Origin of the sequence: Acidocella sp. (assembly GCF_036489515.1) — a bacterium.
GTDB lineage: Bacteria > Pseudomonadota > Alphaproteobacteria > Acetobacterales > Acetobacteraceae > Acidocella.
On record NZ_DASXFO010000068.1, the window covers coordinates 88,288 to 103,151 of the forward strand.

The window sequence follows — 14,864 nt, forward strand, 5'->3', positions numbered from 1 at the left end:
TTTAGATTAATCGTGCTCCGGGCTGAGGACACGGATGGAAGAAAGCAGCCGCTTTTTGAAAAAAGCGGCGCAAAAACTTCTGTTATGCTGGGCCATGGGCTGTGTCGGCGACAAAGCCCATGGCCCAGCATAAATAAAGTTTTTTTGCTTCTTTTTGTTCACAAAAAGAAGTCCTTCCCTTCGCTCGCCTGAATAGATCATGCTCAGAGCGTGGCGGCCGCGCGGGCGGCCTGGTTATAGAAACCGGACAAGCTGCGCAGCAGAGACGCTATGGCGGACAAGCGATCCTCCGCCACACCGCTTTCGCTCAGGGCGCTCACCAATAATTTTTCGCGCAGCGCGCCGTAGCGGTCGCACAGCGCGATCCCCTCGGCGGTCGCCGTGACGATTTTCTCCTGGCCACGGCGTGTCGTGGTAACCAGGCCCAAACCGTTAAGCTTGCGAATTGCATAGGTGGCGAGATGGGTTTCCTCGATGTCCAGCACGAGCGCGATGTCGCCCATGCTTTTCGGGCGGTCGCGATGGCGCACCGTATGCAGGATCAGCACCTCGAGTGGCGAGAGCGATGGCATACCGGCTGCCGTCATGCAGCGCACCATCCAGCGATGATAGGCGGTGACTGCGAGCGTCAGGCTGAACTCCACCTCGGACAGCCCCGGAGACGCTCCCGCCGCCAGATGCGCCGACGACACGATCCGATGCGTGTCGTGGGTTTTTTCATTGGCGACGGGATTTTTCATGGACGTTCCTGGTTCTCTGGTTGTCAGGCGGTGCCGAAACCGCCGCCGCTGGGCGTGGCGATCCCGAAGATGTCGCCCGGCTCAAGCTCGACCCGGGCGGTTCCCTCAAGCTCGATCCGCGTGCCGTCGGCCCGCTCGACCCATTGCCGGCCGGCCTCGCCGTCGGCCCCGCCGGCCAACCCGAAGGGCGCAATGACGCGCCTTGATGCCACGATCACCGCCGTCATGGGCTCCAGGAAACGCAGGCGGCGCACCGCACCGTTGCCGCCGTGCCATTGCCCGGCCCCGCCCGAACCGCGGCGGATCGAAAACTCTTCCAGCCGCACCGGATAGCGCAATTCCAGAATCTCGGGATCGGTCATGCGGGTGTTCGTCATATGCGTCTGCACCGCCGACTGCCCGTTGAAGCCCGGCCCCGCCCCGGTGCCGCCGCAGATCGTCTCGTAATATTGGCGCGTGGCATCGCCGAACAGGAAATTGTTCATCGTCGCCTGGCTGCAGGCGATGGTGCCGAGCGCCCCGAACAGCGCGTTGCAGACCGCCTGGCTGACCTCGGTATTGCCGGCGACGACCGCCGACCCCGGTTCGGGCGACAGGAACGTGCCCGGCGGAATCACGATGCTGATCGGCTTGAGGCAGCCATCGTTGAGCGGGATATCGGTCCCGACCAGGCAGCGGAACACATACAGCACCACCGCGCGTGTCACCGCCGGCGGCGCGTTGAAATTATCGGGACTCTGCTTGCCCGTGCCGGTGAAATCCACCACGACGCTGCGCGCGGCGCGGTCGACGCTGACGCGCACGGCCAAGGGCGCGCCATTGTCCATCACATAGGCGAACGAACCGTCATGGATGCGGTCGAGGACGCGCCGCACGCTATCCTCGGCATTGTCCATCACGTGGCGCATATAGGCGCGGACGACGTCCCAGCCATATTGCTCGACCACGCGGCCCAGCTCCTGCACGCCCTTCTCATTGGCCGCGACCTGCGCCTTGATATCGGCGACGTTGACGTCCGGCGAGCGCGCGGGATAGCGCGCGCCGTCCAGCAGCGCGCGGAACTCCACCTCGCGGAAACTGCCCTGATCGACGAGCAGGAAGTCGTCGATCACCACCCCCTCCTCCTCGAGCGTATGCGAGTTGGGCGGCGTCGATCCGGGCGTGATGCCGCCGATATCGGCGTGATGGCCACGCGAGCCGACGAAGAACAGAATCTCCGCTCCCGCTTTGTCGAACACCGGCGTGATCACGGTGATGTCCGGCAGATGCGTGCCGCCATTATACGGATTGTTCAGCGCCACCACGTCACCGGGCCGCAAGCTCGCACCCCGCTGCCGCAGCACGGTCTTCACGCTCTCGCCCATCGCGCCGAGATGCACCGGGACATGCGGCGCGTTGGCGACCAGGTTGCCGGCAGCGTCGAAAATCGCACAGGAAAAATCAAGGCGCTCCTTGATGTTCACGCTCTGCGAGGTGTTCTGCAGCACGACGCCGGTCTGCTCGGCGACATGCATGAACAGATTGTTGAACAGTTCCAGCAGCACCGGGTCCGCCTTGTCGGTGCCGGCGGCGATGCGGGCGGTACGCGGTTCGGTGCGCCGGAGCAGAATATGGTTCAGCTCCGTGACTTCGGCAGTCCAGCCGGACTCGACGACGATGGTGCCGATCGTCTCGCGGATCAGCACCGGTCCGGCCAGGCGATCCCCGGCGCGCAAAGTTGCGCGATCGAAAATGCCGGTGGGCAGGCTGCGCCCGTTGCTCCAGATTTCCGCGCTGTCGATCGGAGCCAGCTTCTCGTCCATGCGCGCGGCCAGCGTGGTTTCAACCAGTGCCTCGCCCGCCGACGTTGCCTCCACCGCCACCGCCTCGACAATCAGCGGACGCTCGGGTGTCGCGAAGCCGAAGCGCGCCTGATGCGCGCGGGTGAACGCGGCGACGAGCGCCTCAAGCGGCCCGAGCGGCACAGGCAGGGCCGCGTCTGTGCCCTGGTAGCGCAGATGCACTAGGCGCGAGACCTCGACATCGCCCGAAGCCGCACCCTGTTCGGCGAGATCCGCGGCGGCGGCGGCGGCCAACTCATCGGCCAGCGCACGGACGCGCGGCAGCATCGCTTCCTCGAGCCGCAGCTCGATCGCCTGTTCGCGCAACACCGTCTGATCGGCGAGGCCCATGCCATAGGCCGACAGCACGCCGGCGAACGGGTGCAGGAACACACGGTCCATGCCGAGCTCGTCGGCGACCAGGCAGGCATGCTGGCCGCCGGCGCCGCCGAAGCATTGCAGCGCGAAGCGGCTCAGATCATGACCTTTTTGCGTCGAGACCTGCTTCACCGCATTGGCCATATTGCTGACGGCGATGCGCAGGAAGCCCTCCGCGACATCGCGCGGGTCGCGGTGTTCGCCGGTCGCCGCCGCGATTTCCTTGGCCAGGGCGGCGAATTTTTCACGCACCACGGCGACATCGAGCGGCTGGTCGGCGTCGGGGCCGAAGATCGCCGGGAAATGCGCGGGCTGAATCTTGCCGACGCAGATGTTGGCGTCGGTAACGGTCAGCGGTCCGCCGCGGCGATACCCCGCCGGACCCGGCACCGCGCCCGCGCTGTCCGGTCCAACCCGGAAGCGCGCGCCGTCGAAATGCAGGATCGAGCCGCCACCGGCGGCGACCGTGTTGATCGCCATCATCGGCGCACGCATCCGCACGCCGGCCACCTCGGTCTCGAAGCTGCGCTCGAAGGCGCCGGCATAGAGGGCGACGTCGGTCGAGGTCCCGCCCATGTCGAAGCCGACCACATGATCGATGCCCGCCATGGACGCGGTGCGCGCGGCGCCGACGATGCCACCGGCCGGCCCGGACAGAATCGCGTCCTTGCCGCCGAACCGCGCCGCCTCGGTGAGGCCGCCATGGGACTGCATGAAATAAAGCCGCGTGCCGCCCAGCTCTGAGGCCACCTGGTCCACGTAGCGTTTCAGGATCGGCGAGAGATAGGCGTCGACCACCGTGGTGTCGGCGCGCGGGATCAGCCGCAGCAAGGGGCTGACCTCATGGCTCGCGGAAACCTGTGCGAAGCCGGCGGCGCGGGCCAGTTCGGCGAGGCGCCGCTCATGCTGGGGATGCTTCCACGCATGGATCAGCGCGATCGCGCAGGTGCTGATGCCGTCCGCCTTCGCCGCTTCCAGAGCGGTGCGCACTTCTGCCTCGTCCACGGGCTCCACCTCGGTGCCGTCGACATCCACACGGCCACCGACCTCCACGACGCGCTCATAGAGCAGGGTCGGCAGGGTGATCTCGAGGTCAAACAGGCTCGGGCGCCCTTGATGGCCGATCCGCAACGCATCGGCAAAGCCCCGGTTGACCAGCAGCAGCGTGCGCTCGCCCTTGCGCTCCAGCAGCGCGTTGGTGGCGACGGTGGTGCCCATCTTCACGGCATCGATCGTCCCCGGCGGGATCGGCGCGCCAGGCGCGAGGCCGAGGATCTGGCGGATGCCGGCGACGGCCGCATCGCGATAGCGGCTGGGGTTTTCGCTGAGCAGCTTATGCGTGGACAGCGTGCCATCCGGATGACGGGCAACGATGTCAGTAAACGTGCCGCCGCGGTCAACCCAGAACTGCCAGCCCGCATCGTTCATGTTTCGCCCTCCGGTTCGCCACAATAATGTAATCGTGGCGGCCGACATAAACGAATTATCTACAAATCGTCAACAATAGAACGCCGAAAAATGACGCAAAGCCCTTCGGCCATACAACCTCCGGCTTAAAAGAGCCCATTTTTTATTCTTTTGGCTAAATTTTGCGCGAAGTAGAAGACTATTTTTTGTGAACAAAAAGCAGCAAAAAAACTTTATTAATCTGGGTCATGGGCGTTGTCGCCGACATCGCCCATGACCCAGCATAACAAAAGTTTTTGCGCCGCTTTTTTCAAAAAGCGGCCACTTTCTTTACTTGAAAAACCGCCCACAAAAAAAGCCCCGCGCGCCGAAGCGCACGGAGCCTGCTTGAGGTTGAGCCTTGATCAGTTACGCGTGATCAGTGACCCAAATGCTCGTTCATGAAGGCGCCTTCTTCCGCGAAGGCCTGACGGTCCTCGGGAATGCGGTCGTCCATGGCGTACTGGACATGGGACATGCCCTCGAACACCAGCAACTCCGCCGTCACCCCGGACAGGAGCAGCTTCTGATGGGTACGGACCGTATTGCTCAGCATAAGGTCGCGCGTGCCGGTGGCCAGGATGGTCGGCGGGAAACCGTGGAAATCGCCATTAAGGGGCGAGATCATCGGGTCGGCCAAGTCGTGTCCATGGGCGTAGAAACTGGCCGCGGCGTCGCAATACCCGCCAGGCGCCACCAAGTTGTTGTCGACCAGGGCGTTGGTATAGGCGGAATCGCCTTCATCCACATCATCCGACATCGGGGAGTTCACCGCGAGGGCGCCCGGCATCGGCAGGTGCTCCTGCTCCGCGCGCAGCATCATCGCCAGCGTCATCGCGCCGCCGGCCGACCGGCCGAACACGCCGATATCCTGCGGCTTCGTCATCTTCAGGGCGGCCTTGTAGACCGTCATCGCGTCGTCGAGCGCCGCGGGGTAATAGGCCTCGGGCGGCATCCGGTAATCGACGGAGATGACCCGGATATGGCTCATACCCGCCATCAGCAGCGCCTCGGGCAGCGCCGCTTCGCCGCCGCCCAGCACGTAGCAGCCGCCATGGACATGGACGAGCAGGCGATGGGCGTTGCTGGCCGGGATCACATCCGGCGTGAGGCGATAGACGTGCACGCCGTCGATCATGCCGGACTGAATCTTGACGTGCAGACGCTGCGCCATCGGCCCGACCTGGGCGGCGGTGGCGGCGTCGAGCTTGTCGGCAAGCTGCTTCCAGCCCTGCGGCGTGGTCGGCGGCGTGTTCCAGCCGGGGGTCAGAGGCCTGGCGATGACGGCCTGCAATTGCGGGCTGACATCGGCGGGAACAGGAATAACCTTCGCGGGCACGTCACGCGGCGCCAGGGTTGTCTGCGCCATGGCGACAGGAGCGAGCAGCGTGAAAGCCGCCGCGGCGAATGCGCGTGCTACATCTTGTTTGTGCATCAAAGCCTCTCTTTATCCATCTTGGTCTAGTTTACAGCGCTGCGTGGCATTGCATGGAATGTTCCACGCGGCGTGTCGCAATTGGGAACGTTATTCTGGGCTGCCTAACGCGCTTGCGGCATGCGCTGCTGCCACCAAAGCGCCGTCCGCGGCGCCGGCCGCGAGGGTCTTTCTTCCGGAAAAACTGGACATCGTAGCCTCGTTAGACATCAGGCCGGAAAGATTCGGTCTGCGGAGTGCTTGCAGCACGCGCGACTGAGGCGAGGCACCCAAACGGACGCATAACTGCCATCACGTTTTATCACTCCTGCTTATCAATCAATCAATTTCCTTGATTTTTTAAGTCATCGCCGCGCCTGATCCCTGCACGACGGCCGTAGTCTTCGCTGCCGAATTTGATTTGATCTCGATATAAATTACCCTGATGAGATCAATGAATATAAAATGGCAATTTCATTTCAGCTTCAAGATGTTCCGGTACCCGCATACCGCCAGGTTCCAGCCCAGCGCGTATGGCTCCAACTCAGGCCCCGGGGGCTTGCGTACGGCGGCAATATAGTATGATATAACATATCATTTTATTCCTTATGCGAGGCCCTCTCTTTGCCGCACGCCACGTCCACCCGGTCTCTCTCTCCAGAGCCGCCAAACCCAATGCGCGGCAACACTCCCTCCGCAGCCGGACCGGCGGCGTTCGATCAACTGCCGCCGGCCATCCGCCGGCGCCTCAGCGAACACGCCTACGATGCCTGGTCGATCAACACGCTGATCCTCTGGCGGCGTTATCGCCGGCTGCACGGCTCGGCTGAGAAAGCGCAACGCGCGCTGCTGCGCTACCTCGATTTCTGCGAGCGCCTGGAACGGCGCGCTTTCGCAGACAGCTATGCCCGCGAACACGCCGCCACCCTGCCGCACATCGCGGCGGAGGTTCCCGTGCTGCGCTACGGAGCGGGGCCCGACCGGCGCGCCGCCGCATGAGAAAAGCAGCCGCTTTTTGGAAAAAGCGGCGCAAAAACTTTTGGTCCGTTGGGCCTGGGGCGGTGAAACAGCACGGGCCTATCGCTCTAAACGAGGGTCCGCATGATCTCTCGATAGGCGGGCTCGGGGAACGCCTTCAACGTTTCCGTCCGGATATTGCCGAGCATGCCCATTTGCAAGTTGAAGCGCGCCGCCACGGCATCGTCCGGCGCCTCGTAGATCGCGGCCATGTCGTATTCGCCCATGGTCAGAAAGAAGTGTTTAAAATCCCCACCCATGTCTTTCAGAAGTTGCCGCATTTTATCGAGACGATGAGGGGACTCCTTCGCGTTGCGAATGCCCTGTTCGGTCCACGTGGCCAACATGATATAGGTTGTCATGGCACATTGCTCCCGATGACCACCCGACCGTCTCCTCAAGGCTGTCGCTGGGCATATCTCGGCCCGGAGCGATCCGTCGGCCATCGAAGCCATTTTAGCACAAAGCGTCGCTCTCGCCAGATGACTTACAACCCCGATGGAAGGTCGCACCAGCGCGCGATCATGAACGCCGCGACCATGAACGCAATCCCCGCGATCCAAAGATAGAGTCTAACCCGAGACATGATGCCCTCACATGCCGATCCAAGCGTGGTTCACCCAGCATAAACCCGCCGGGCACCTTAGCGCATCGGAAAAATCCCCCGCCAATCACAACAGTGAGGCTGATCCATAAACCGATCGGCGGAAGCGGCCAGGAAGAAGACTACTTTTTGTGAACAAAAAGTAGCAAAAAAACTTTGCTATGCTGGGCCATGGGCACTGTCGCCGACAACGCCCACGGCCCAGCATAACAAAAGTTTTTGCGCCGCTTTTTTTAAAAAGCGGCTGCTTTCCTTTAGAATCCGGCGACGCCGCCATTGCTGCGCGGGTCCGCGCCGCCTTCGAAGGTGCCGTTGGGATGGCGCAGGATGGCGCCGGCATGGCCGACGCTTTCGTCGAAATCGGCGATCAGTTCCACGTCATGGCCCAGGGCTTGCAGGCGCGCCACCATCTCGGGGCTGAAACGGCCTTCCAGTTTCAGGCTTTCCGAGGCCAGCCCCCAGGTGCGGCCGAGCAGCCAGCGCGGCGCGGTGATGGCCTGTTGCGGATGCTGCCCGAACACCGCCACCCGGGTGAACACCGCCGCCTGGGTCTGCGGCTGGCCGTCGCCGCCCATCGTCCCATAGACCATGACGCGGCCGTCACTGAAGGTGGCGAGCGCCGGGTTGAGCGTGTGGAACGGCTTCTTGCCCGGCTCCAGCGTATTGATATGCACCGGGTCGAGCGAGAATGAGCAGCCGCGGTTCTGCCAGGTGATCCCAGTTTTCGGGAGCACGATGCCGCTGCCGAACTCATGATAGATGCTCTGGATGAAGGAGACCGCCCTTCCCTCGCCGTCGATCACGCCCATCCACACCGTGTCGCCCGGGCCCTTGCCCTGGCCCCAGGGCAAAGCGCGATCGGTGCGGATCGCGGCGACATAGGGAGCCAGGAAGGCGTCGGTCAGGCAGTCCTGGGGGATGACCTTCATGTGGTCGGGGTCGGTGATGTATTTGTCGCGGATCAGGAAGGCCTGCTTGGTGGCCTCCACCACCAGATGCACATGTTCCGGGCTATCGGCCTGATATTGCCCGACATTCAAGCGGTCGAGCAGGGCCAGGATGATCAGCGACACGAGGCCCTGGGTCGGGGGCGTCATGTTATAAACATCGCCGATCGAATGCTTCAGGTGCAGCGGGGTCACAAGCTGAGCGTGATAGGCTGCCAAGTCCTGCATAGAGACCGGGCTGCCGACCGCGGCGAGATCCGCGGCGATGTCCTGCGCCAAGGCGCCCCGGTAGAATGAGTCCAGACCATCCGCCGCGAGCCGCTCCAAGGTCGTGGCCAGGCGGGGCTGGCGAAACAGCGCGCCCTGTTCCGGAACGCGGCCTTCCTCGGTGTAGGTTTCCCGGAAACCGGGCTGGTCAATCAGCTCGGCGAGCTTTTTGCGGGTATTCTCCGCCTGCGATTCGGTCACCGCCACGCCGTGCCTGGCATAGTGAATGGCATCGCTGAGCAGCCGAGAGACCGGCATTTTGCCGCCGATTTCCCGCGCATAGGCATAAGCGACGTCCCAGCCGGAGATGGTGGCCGCGACCGTATTGGCCGCCAGAGAGCCGCGATGCGGGATCGTGGCGAGGCCACGAGACTTATAGAACTCGCGCGACACGGCCTGGGCCGCCCGGCCGGCTGCTTCGATGCCCACGGCCGGCTGGCCGGGGACGGAAATGGTCCAAAAACCATCGCCGCCGATGCTGTTCATATGCGGATAGGCCACGGCAATCGTGGCGGCGGCGGCGATCATGGCTTCGACGGCGTTACCGCCCTCGCGCAGAATGGCGAGCGCCGACTGGGCGGCGAGGGCGTGCGGGGCGACGGCCATGCCGCGGGTCGCTTGCAGGGAGTTAAGCATCTGCTGGTCCTTGGATGACGAAAGGCGAAAATGCCGGGACCAGGGGATAACGGAAGATCCCGGAAACCGAAAGACGCCCCGGAGGGCCGCTCCTACCCAGGAAAGCGGCCGCTTTTCGAGCCAAAGCGGCGCAAAAACTTCTGCTCCGCTGGGCCTGAGGCGCTGAAACACCACGGGCCCAAAGAGGCTTTCCTCTTCACTTACGCGTCAGGGCACGCTGGGAAGCCGCGCCGAGCCATCCTCATGCCGCGCCAACGGGCCGTGCGCGACCACCGCGCTGAGCGGCAGCATGCCATAGAGATGAGGAAAGAGCGCACCACCCCGCGACGGTTCCCATCGCACCAAATCGCCGAGGGCAGCGAGATCGACGGCGGCAATCCACAGCCCATCGAGGCCGACGAAATGCTTACGCAGCGTCTCATCGAGCTGCGTCGCCGTCGACATATGGATGAAGCCGTCCGCGATATCCACCGGTGCGCCCGCAAAGCCGCCGTCACGCGCCAGCGCCGCCCATTCGCTCGGTAATAAGATCTTGTAGGCAATCGCGTCCTGCATTTTGAGCTCCATCCTGATCGGGCTCCCCGATAGCACAGCCTAGAAGGAGGCTTCTTTTTGTGAACAAAAAGAAGCAAAAAAACTTTATGAATCTGGGCCATGGGCACTGTCGCCGCCACCGCCCACGGCCCAGCATAGCCAAAAGTTTTTGCGCCGCTTTTTTCAAAAAGCGGCTGTTTTCTTGTGCCCCGCATTCCCGCCATCCGTCCGATCTTGTATGGCCATGCCCATTCCAACCGGAGATTTTCATGGCACCGATCAAGCTTGGCATTCTCGGCGCGGGCATCATGGGCGAGCGCCTGTTGCGCGCCGCCCTCGAGCACGCATCCGACAGCGTCACCATCAGCGGCATTTGGGACCCGGCGGAAGCGGCGATGGCCCGCATCACCGCCGCCCTGCCCACCGTCCCGCGCGCGGAAAGCGCCACACAGGTGATCGCCGGGTGCGATTGTCTCTACATCGCCTCGCCGCCCGCCACCCATCTCGCGCATATGCAAGCCGCCCTGGACGCCGGCAAAGCCATTTTCTGCGAGAAGCCGCTTGCCGTGGATGTCGCCGCCGCCCGGCAGTTCGTGGCCACGGCCGCGGGCAAGCGCGCCGCCGTGAACTTTCCGATGGCCTCCGCCTTCGCCGTGGAAGCGTTGCAAACCTGGATCGCCGAGGGCGCCGTCGGCACCCCGCGCACGCTGGATATCGAGGTTGCCTTTAAGACCTGGCCTCGTCCCTGGCAGCACGACGCCGCCTCCTGGCTCGACCGGCCGGAGCAAGGCGGGTTTACCCGCGAGGTCGTCTCGCACTTTCTGTTCCTCACCTTGCGCCTCGCCGGCGCCTTCACGCTCGGCGAGCGTTTTGCGGCGTTTCCTGACGCCGGACGTAGCGAACGGGCGATCCGCGCGCATCTTCAGGCCGGCAACCTGCCGATCACCCTCACCGGCGCCGTCGGCACCACCGCGAAGGACGACCACAATACCTGGACGTTACAGGGCAGCGCCGGGGCGATCCGGCTGCGCGATTGGTCCAATGCCGAGCGCCTCGGCCCCGACGGCAGCTGGCAGCCGGTGGCGAACGCGCTGCCGCATGAGATGATGCGCCCCCTCGTCCTACGCCGCCAGCTCGAGGGCGTCGCCGCCATGACGCGCGGTGCCGCGCATCCGCTCGCCACACTTGCCGAGGCCTTCGCGGTGCAAGAAGCAGTCGAGGCCATCCTCGCGCCTGCCGCGCCGCGCTGAAGGAAGCGGCCGCTTTTCGAGCCAAAGCGGCGCAAAAACTTTTGCTCCGCTGGGTCATGGGCGTTGTCCCCGACAACGCCCATGACCCAGATTAACAAAGTTTTTTTGCTACTTTTTGTTCACAAAAAGTAGCCTTCACTTTCGCTTCCTGTTGAACAGCCCGGGCATGGTTCCCAGTTCTCGTCCAAAGACGGAGGACCGTTCATGTTCAAAAGCATCAACCCCGCGACCGGCCAGGAAATCGCCACCTATCCGGAGCTTTCCAAAACGGAAATCGCGCAGAAGCTCGACGCGGCCATGGCTGCGTTTCAGGGGTGGAGTCGTACCCATCCGGCCGAACGCGCCCAGCTTCTGAGCCGTATCGCCGACGGTTTCGAACAGAATAAAGAGCGGCTAGCCGCCATGGCCACGGCGGAAATGGGCAAGACCCTCAAATCATCCCTGGCCGAAGTCGAAAAATGTGTGTCCGGATTTCGCTATTATGCCCAGCATGGACCCGAAATGCTGGCGCCGGCCCGCACCCCTTTGAACCATGGAACTGCGGAAACCCACTGGCTGCCGCAAGGCGCCGTTCTTGCCATCATGCCGTGGAACTTTCCCTACTGGCAGGTGGTGCGCTTTCTGGCGCCGACCATCATGGCCGGGAATGTCGCGCTTTTGAAGCATGCCAGCCTGGTCCAGGGTGTGGCAAATCTTATGGAAGAGACGGTCCGCGCTGCCGGCGCGCCCGCCGGCGTGTTCCAGAACCTCGCCGTCACGTCAGCTTCCGTGGCGGATCTCATCGCCGACCGCCGGATCGTCGCGGTCACGCTGACGGGCAGCGAAGGCGCCGGCATAGCGGTCGCGGAACAAGCGGGACGCAACCTCAAAAAAGTCGTTCTGGAGTTGGGCGGATCCGATCCGTTCATTGTCATGCCCTCGGCCGATCTCGACCTCGCGGTTCGCCAGGCGGTCACGGCGCGGATCCAGAATACGGGGCAATCCTGCATCTGCGGCAAAAGGATGATCGTCCACACCGCAGTCTATGACGCTTTCCTGGAGCGCTTTGCCGCCGCCATGCGCGCCGTCAAAGCCGGCGACCCGCTGGATCCCCAGTCGGACATGGGGCCGCTCTCCAGTTTCGGCCAACGCGACACCGTCCTGCAACAACTGGCCGAGGCCAGGAAGGCCGGCGCCAAAATGCTCTGCGGCGGAGACCAACCGGAGGCCCCGGGCGCCTATCTGACGGCCGGGATTCTCACCGATGTTCCTGCCGGCAGCGCGACGACCCGCGAAGAAATTTTCGGCCCGATCGCCATGATGTTCCGCGCGACGGATCTTGATGACGCCATCCGCATCGCCAATGACATTCCCTTTGGCCTCGGCTCCTCGGTCTGGACGCAAGATGCGCGGGAGCAGGCACGCTTCATCGCCGACATCCAAGCCGGCATGACGGCCATCAATCAGATTCTCGCCTCCGTGCCGGAAGCCCCCTTTGGCGGCATCAAACGCTCGGGTCACGGGCGCGAGCTGGGTCCCTACGGCCTGCACGAATTCATGAATTTGAAGTCCGTTTTATATACCGCGTGATCACGCATGGACGGCGTCTCCCCGTCTCATGCCACGCATACAACGCATGAAATGACGCTTGGCCTGGCCTTGACCGAACGTGGCGCAAAGCATCTCGACCATCACCCTGAATTACGGGCGCCTGGCGCTTCCGACACAAAAACACAGCATCTTCTACGCCGCTACTACGATACCTCATCCTACGACCTGGCACGGGCCGGCCTCAGGCTGTGTGTGACCCGCAGCGGGAACATGATCTTTCAGACCATGGAAACAACCCGAACCTCCGGCGTGGCAATGCGACGGGACGAATGGGAATGGGAGCTGCAAAACGACCAACCGGACTTCACATTGCTGACAGCCGTCTTGACGGCAAAGCCGCTGCCGCCGCCGACCGACTTACAGGAGATTTCGGTCACGGATCTCAAGCGCGTCGTGCGCACGCTGCACCTCGCGCCGGACACCATTGTCAGGGCCTCGTTCGACGAAGGAACCATGGAAGCTGGCGCCACAGTCGAGCCGGTCAGGGATCTGCAACTTGAATTGCTGAACGGAGAGGCCGGCGCGGTCTATCGTCTCGCCTTGCGTCTGCATGCGGAAAATCCGCTTTCGGTGATGATCGACAGCCCAGCCGCACGCGGTTTTCGGCGCGCCGCCGGCAAATCACCTTCCAGCCAACAATCCGGGTCGATCAAGCTTTCCGCCGCCTCCTCCGGCGCGGAGGCGTTTGCCCGGCTCGTCGCGGCCTGTTTGAACCATTTGCTCGTCAATCAGCCCGCCGCTTTGGCCGGAAGCGTCGAAGGCATCCATCAAATGCGCGTCGCCATTCGCCGCCTCCGTGCGCTCCTGGCGCTCTATAAGCCAGCACTTGACCCGCGCCGCCTCGAACATTTCGATAAGGAACTCAAGCGGATCGGCCGCATTTTTGGGCAGGCCCGCGATTGGGACGTGTTCTGTACCGAGCTCTTGCCGCAAGCAAGCCGGCAAACCGACCTTGGCGACGTCGTCACGGCTCTCAAAGCCGCCGCAGAGCATCGACGTCACGCCACCCGCGAAGCCTTCATGACCGAATGCCGGAGCCAAAAATTCACCGCGACAGTTCTGGAACTGGCCGCCTGGGTCGAGGCGGGACGGTTCAGGCCGGACCTCCTGGGCCGCGCGAAACTGGCGCAGAAGCTACAACTCCTGGCACCGCGATGGCTCGACCGGCTCGCCCGCAAGGTCAAATCCAGAGGACAAAATATATCCCGCCATAACAACACAGAACTTCACGAACTCCGAAAATCGATCAAGAAGCTCCGTTACGGCATCGAGTTTACCGAAAGCCTTTTCCCGCTCGCAAAAACACGCCCGTATCAGAAACGATGCAAGGCGCTCCAGGAGACTCTGGGCCTCATCAATGACAGCTTCACCTCGGTCGAACTGGCCAGGACATTGGTTCGAGACGCGCCGATCGATCTTCCCGCCCTCTCCGCCCTGGCCGAATACCAAAAAAAGCAACGCCAAAGCGGCTTGGACGACCTCACAAAAACCTGGAAAGCGTTCCGGCGCGAAAAGCGCTTCTGGTCCTGAAGCAAAGGAAGGCTACTTTTTGTGAACAAAAAGTAGCAAAAAAACTTTGCTCCTTTGAGCCCGTGCCGTTTCAACGGCCCCCGGCCCAGAGCCAAAAAAAATTTTGCGCCGCTTTTTTAAAAGCGGCCGCTTTCTTCAGGCTACCTTACTGACGCTGCGCACGCCCTGGGCGAGTGCTGCAACATCGTCCAGCACCGCCGGCACGCCGGCCAGCACCAGTTTCTCGATCAGCGCGGAGGCGACGATCGCGCCGTCGGCATATTCGGCGACGATGCGCGCCTGCTCCGGCGTGCGCACGCCGAACCCGACCGCGATCGGCAGATCGGTGGTGGCGCGGATGCGCGGAATGTCGCGCGCCAGATCCTCGGCCGTGGCGGTGCGCGTGCCGGTGATGCCGGTGATGCTGACATAATACACAAAGCCTGAAGAGCCGCTCAGCACTTTCGGCAGGCGTTCGTCGCTGGTGGTGGGCGCGATCAGGCGGATCACGTCGAGCCCGTTCGCCGTCGCATCCGGCAAGAGCAGGTCGGCTTCCTCGGTGGGCAGATCAACGACGATCAGCCCGTCGACCCCGGCCTGCGCGGCGTCGGCACAGAAGCGCTGCACGCCGTAGGAGAGGATCGGGTTCAGATATCCCATCACCACGATCGGGGTCTGGCTGTCGGTGGCGCGAAACTCCCGCACCAGGCCG

11 protein-coding genes are annotated in these 14,864 nt (G+C 63.2%); 4 read left to right on the forward strand and 7 right to left on the reverse strand.

What is annotated here, in order from left to right:
* Window positions 1-203 precede the first annotated feature (203 nt).
* The 3 genes from VGG47_RS11235 to VGG47_RS11245 form a co-directional block, all read right to left on the reverse strand.
* On the reverse strand, window positions 204-740 hold the full coding sequence (locus VGG47_RS11235) for a winged helix DNA-binding protein (protein WP_331538508.1): 537 nt from the start codon (window positions 738-740) through the stop codon (window positions 204-206).
* Window positions 741-763: 23 nt separating this feature from the next.
* Window positions 764-4,366: a hydantoinase B/oxoprolinase family protein gene (locus tag VGG47_RS11240; RefSeq protein ID WP_331538510.1), complete on the reverse strand. Its 3,603-nt coding sequence runs from the start codon at window positions 4,364-4,366 to the stop codon at window positions 764-766.
* Window positions 4,367-4,763: 397 nt separating this feature from the next.
* The gene (locus tag VGG47_RS11245) at window positions 4,764-5,819 is read right to left on the reverse strand and encodes an alpha/beta hydrolase (protein WP_331538512.1); all 1,056 of its coding nucleotides are present in this window, start codon (window positions 5,817-5,819) and stop codon (window positions 4,764-4,766) included.
* Between the two features lie 654 nt (window positions 5,820-6,473).
* Between VGG47_RS11245 and VGG47_RS11250 the strand changes: the two genes are divergently transcribed.
* Entirely contained in the window at window positions 6,474-6,797 is a 324-nt protein-coding gene (locus VGG47_RS11250) for a DUF6525 family protein (protein ID WP_331538514.1), read from the forward strand.
* Between the two features lie 86 nt (window positions 6,798-6,883).
* Here VGG47_RS11250 and VGG47_RS11255 read toward each other — a convergent pair whose 3' ends face one another.
* From VGG47_RS11255 to VGG47_RS11265, 3 genes are all read right to left on the reverse strand, one after another.
* On the reverse strand, window positions 6,884-7,177 hold the full coding sequence (locus tag VGG47_RS11255) for a GYD domain-containing protein (RefSeq protein WP_331538516.1): 294 nt from the start codon (window positions 7,175-7,177) through the stop codon (window positions 6,884-6,886).
* Window positions 7,178-7,673: 496 nt separating this feature from the next.
* Window positions 7,674-9,269, reverse strand: a complete 1,596-nt coding sequence (locus VGG47_RS11260) for a gamma-glutamyltransferase family protein (protein ID WP_331538518.1) — start codon at window positions 9,267-9,269, stop codon at window positions 7,674-7,676.
* A gap of 207 nt (window positions 9,270-9,476) precedes the next feature.
* Complete coding sequence (locus VGG47_RS11265; protein ID WP_331538520.1) at window positions 9,477-9,824, reverse strand: DUF952 domain-containing protein; 348 nt, start codon at window positions 9,822-9,824, stop codon at window positions 9,477-9,479.
* Between the two features lie 248 nt (window positions 9,825-10,072).
* Between VGG47_RS11265 and VGG47_RS11270 the strand changes: the two genes are divergently transcribed.
* From VGG47_RS11270 to VGG47_RS11280, 3 genes are all read left to right on the forward strand, one after another.
* Window positions 10,073-11,053, forward strand: a complete 981-nt coding sequence (locus VGG47_RS11270; RefSeq protein ID WP_331538522.1) for a Gfo/Idh/MocA family protein — start codon at window positions 10,073-10,075, stop codon at window positions 11,051-11,053.
* Between the two features lie 204 nt (window positions 11,054-11,257).
* Entirely contained in the window at window positions 11,258-12,622 is a 1,365-nt protein-coding gene (locus VGG47_RS11275; protein ID WP_331538524.1) for an NAD-dependent succinate-semialdehyde dehydrogenase, read from the forward strand.
* A 51-nt stretch (window positions 12,623-12,673) separates the two neighbouring features.
* The gene (locus VGG47_RS11280) at window positions 12,674-14,173 is read left to right on the forward strand and encodes a CHAD domain-containing protein (RefSeq protein WP_331538526.1); all 1,500 of its coding nucleotides are present in this window, start codon (window positions 12,674-12,676) and stop codon (window positions 14,171-14,173) included.
* 135 nt (window positions 14,174-14,308) lie between these two features.
* Here the strand turns inward: VGG47_RS11280 and trpA are convergent.
* On the reverse strand, window positions 14,309-14,864 hold a 556-nt coding region (trpA, locus tag VGG47_RS11285; RefSeq protein WP_331538528.1), incomplete at its 5' end, for a tryptophan synthase subunit alpha.

Excerpts from the sequence above, each read along its gene's own strand:
- VGG47_RS11250 (WP_331538514.1), top strand. The coding sequence starts at position 6,474 with ATGCGCGGCAACACTCCCTCCGCAGCCGGACCGGCGGCGTTCGATCAA.
- VGG47_RS11260 (WP_331538518.1), bottom strand. The coding sequence starts at position 9,269 with ATGCTTAACTCCCTGCAAGCGACCCGCGGCATGGCCGTCGCCCCGCAC.
- VGG47_RS11275 (WP_331538524.1), top strand. The coding sequence starts at position 11,258 with ATGTTCAAAAGCATCAACCCCGCGACCGGCCAGGAAATCGCCACCTAT.
- VGG47_RS11255 (WP_331538516.1), bottom strand. The coding sequence starts at position 7,177 with ATGACAACCTATATCATGTTGGCCACGTGGACCGAACAGGGCATTCGC.
- VGG47_RS11235 (WP_331538508.1), bottom strand. The coding sequence starts at position 740 with ATGAAAAATCCCGTCGCCAATGAAAAAACCCACGACACGCATCGGATC.
- VGG47_RS11240 (WP_331538510.1), bottom strand. The coding sequence starts at position 4,366 with ATGAACGATGCGGGCTGGCAGTTCTGGGTTGACCGCGGCGGCACGTTT.
- VGG47_RS11270 (WP_331538522.1), top strand. The coding sequence starts at position 10,073 with ATGGCACCGATCAAGCTTGGCATTCTCGGCGCGGGCATCATGGGCGAG.
- VGG47_RS11265 (WP_331538520.1), bottom strand. The coding sequence starts at position 9,824 with ATGCAGGACGCGATTGCCTACAAGATCTTATTACCGAGCGAATGGGCG.
- VGG47_RS11280 (WP_331538526.1), top strand. The coding sequence starts at position 12,674 with ATGACGCTTGGCCTGGCCTTGACCGAACGTGGCGCAAAGCATCTCGAC.
- VGG47_RS11245 (WP_331538512.1), bottom strand. The coding sequence starts at position 5,819 with ATGCACAAACAAGATGTAGCACGCGCATTCGCCGCGGCGGCTTTCACG.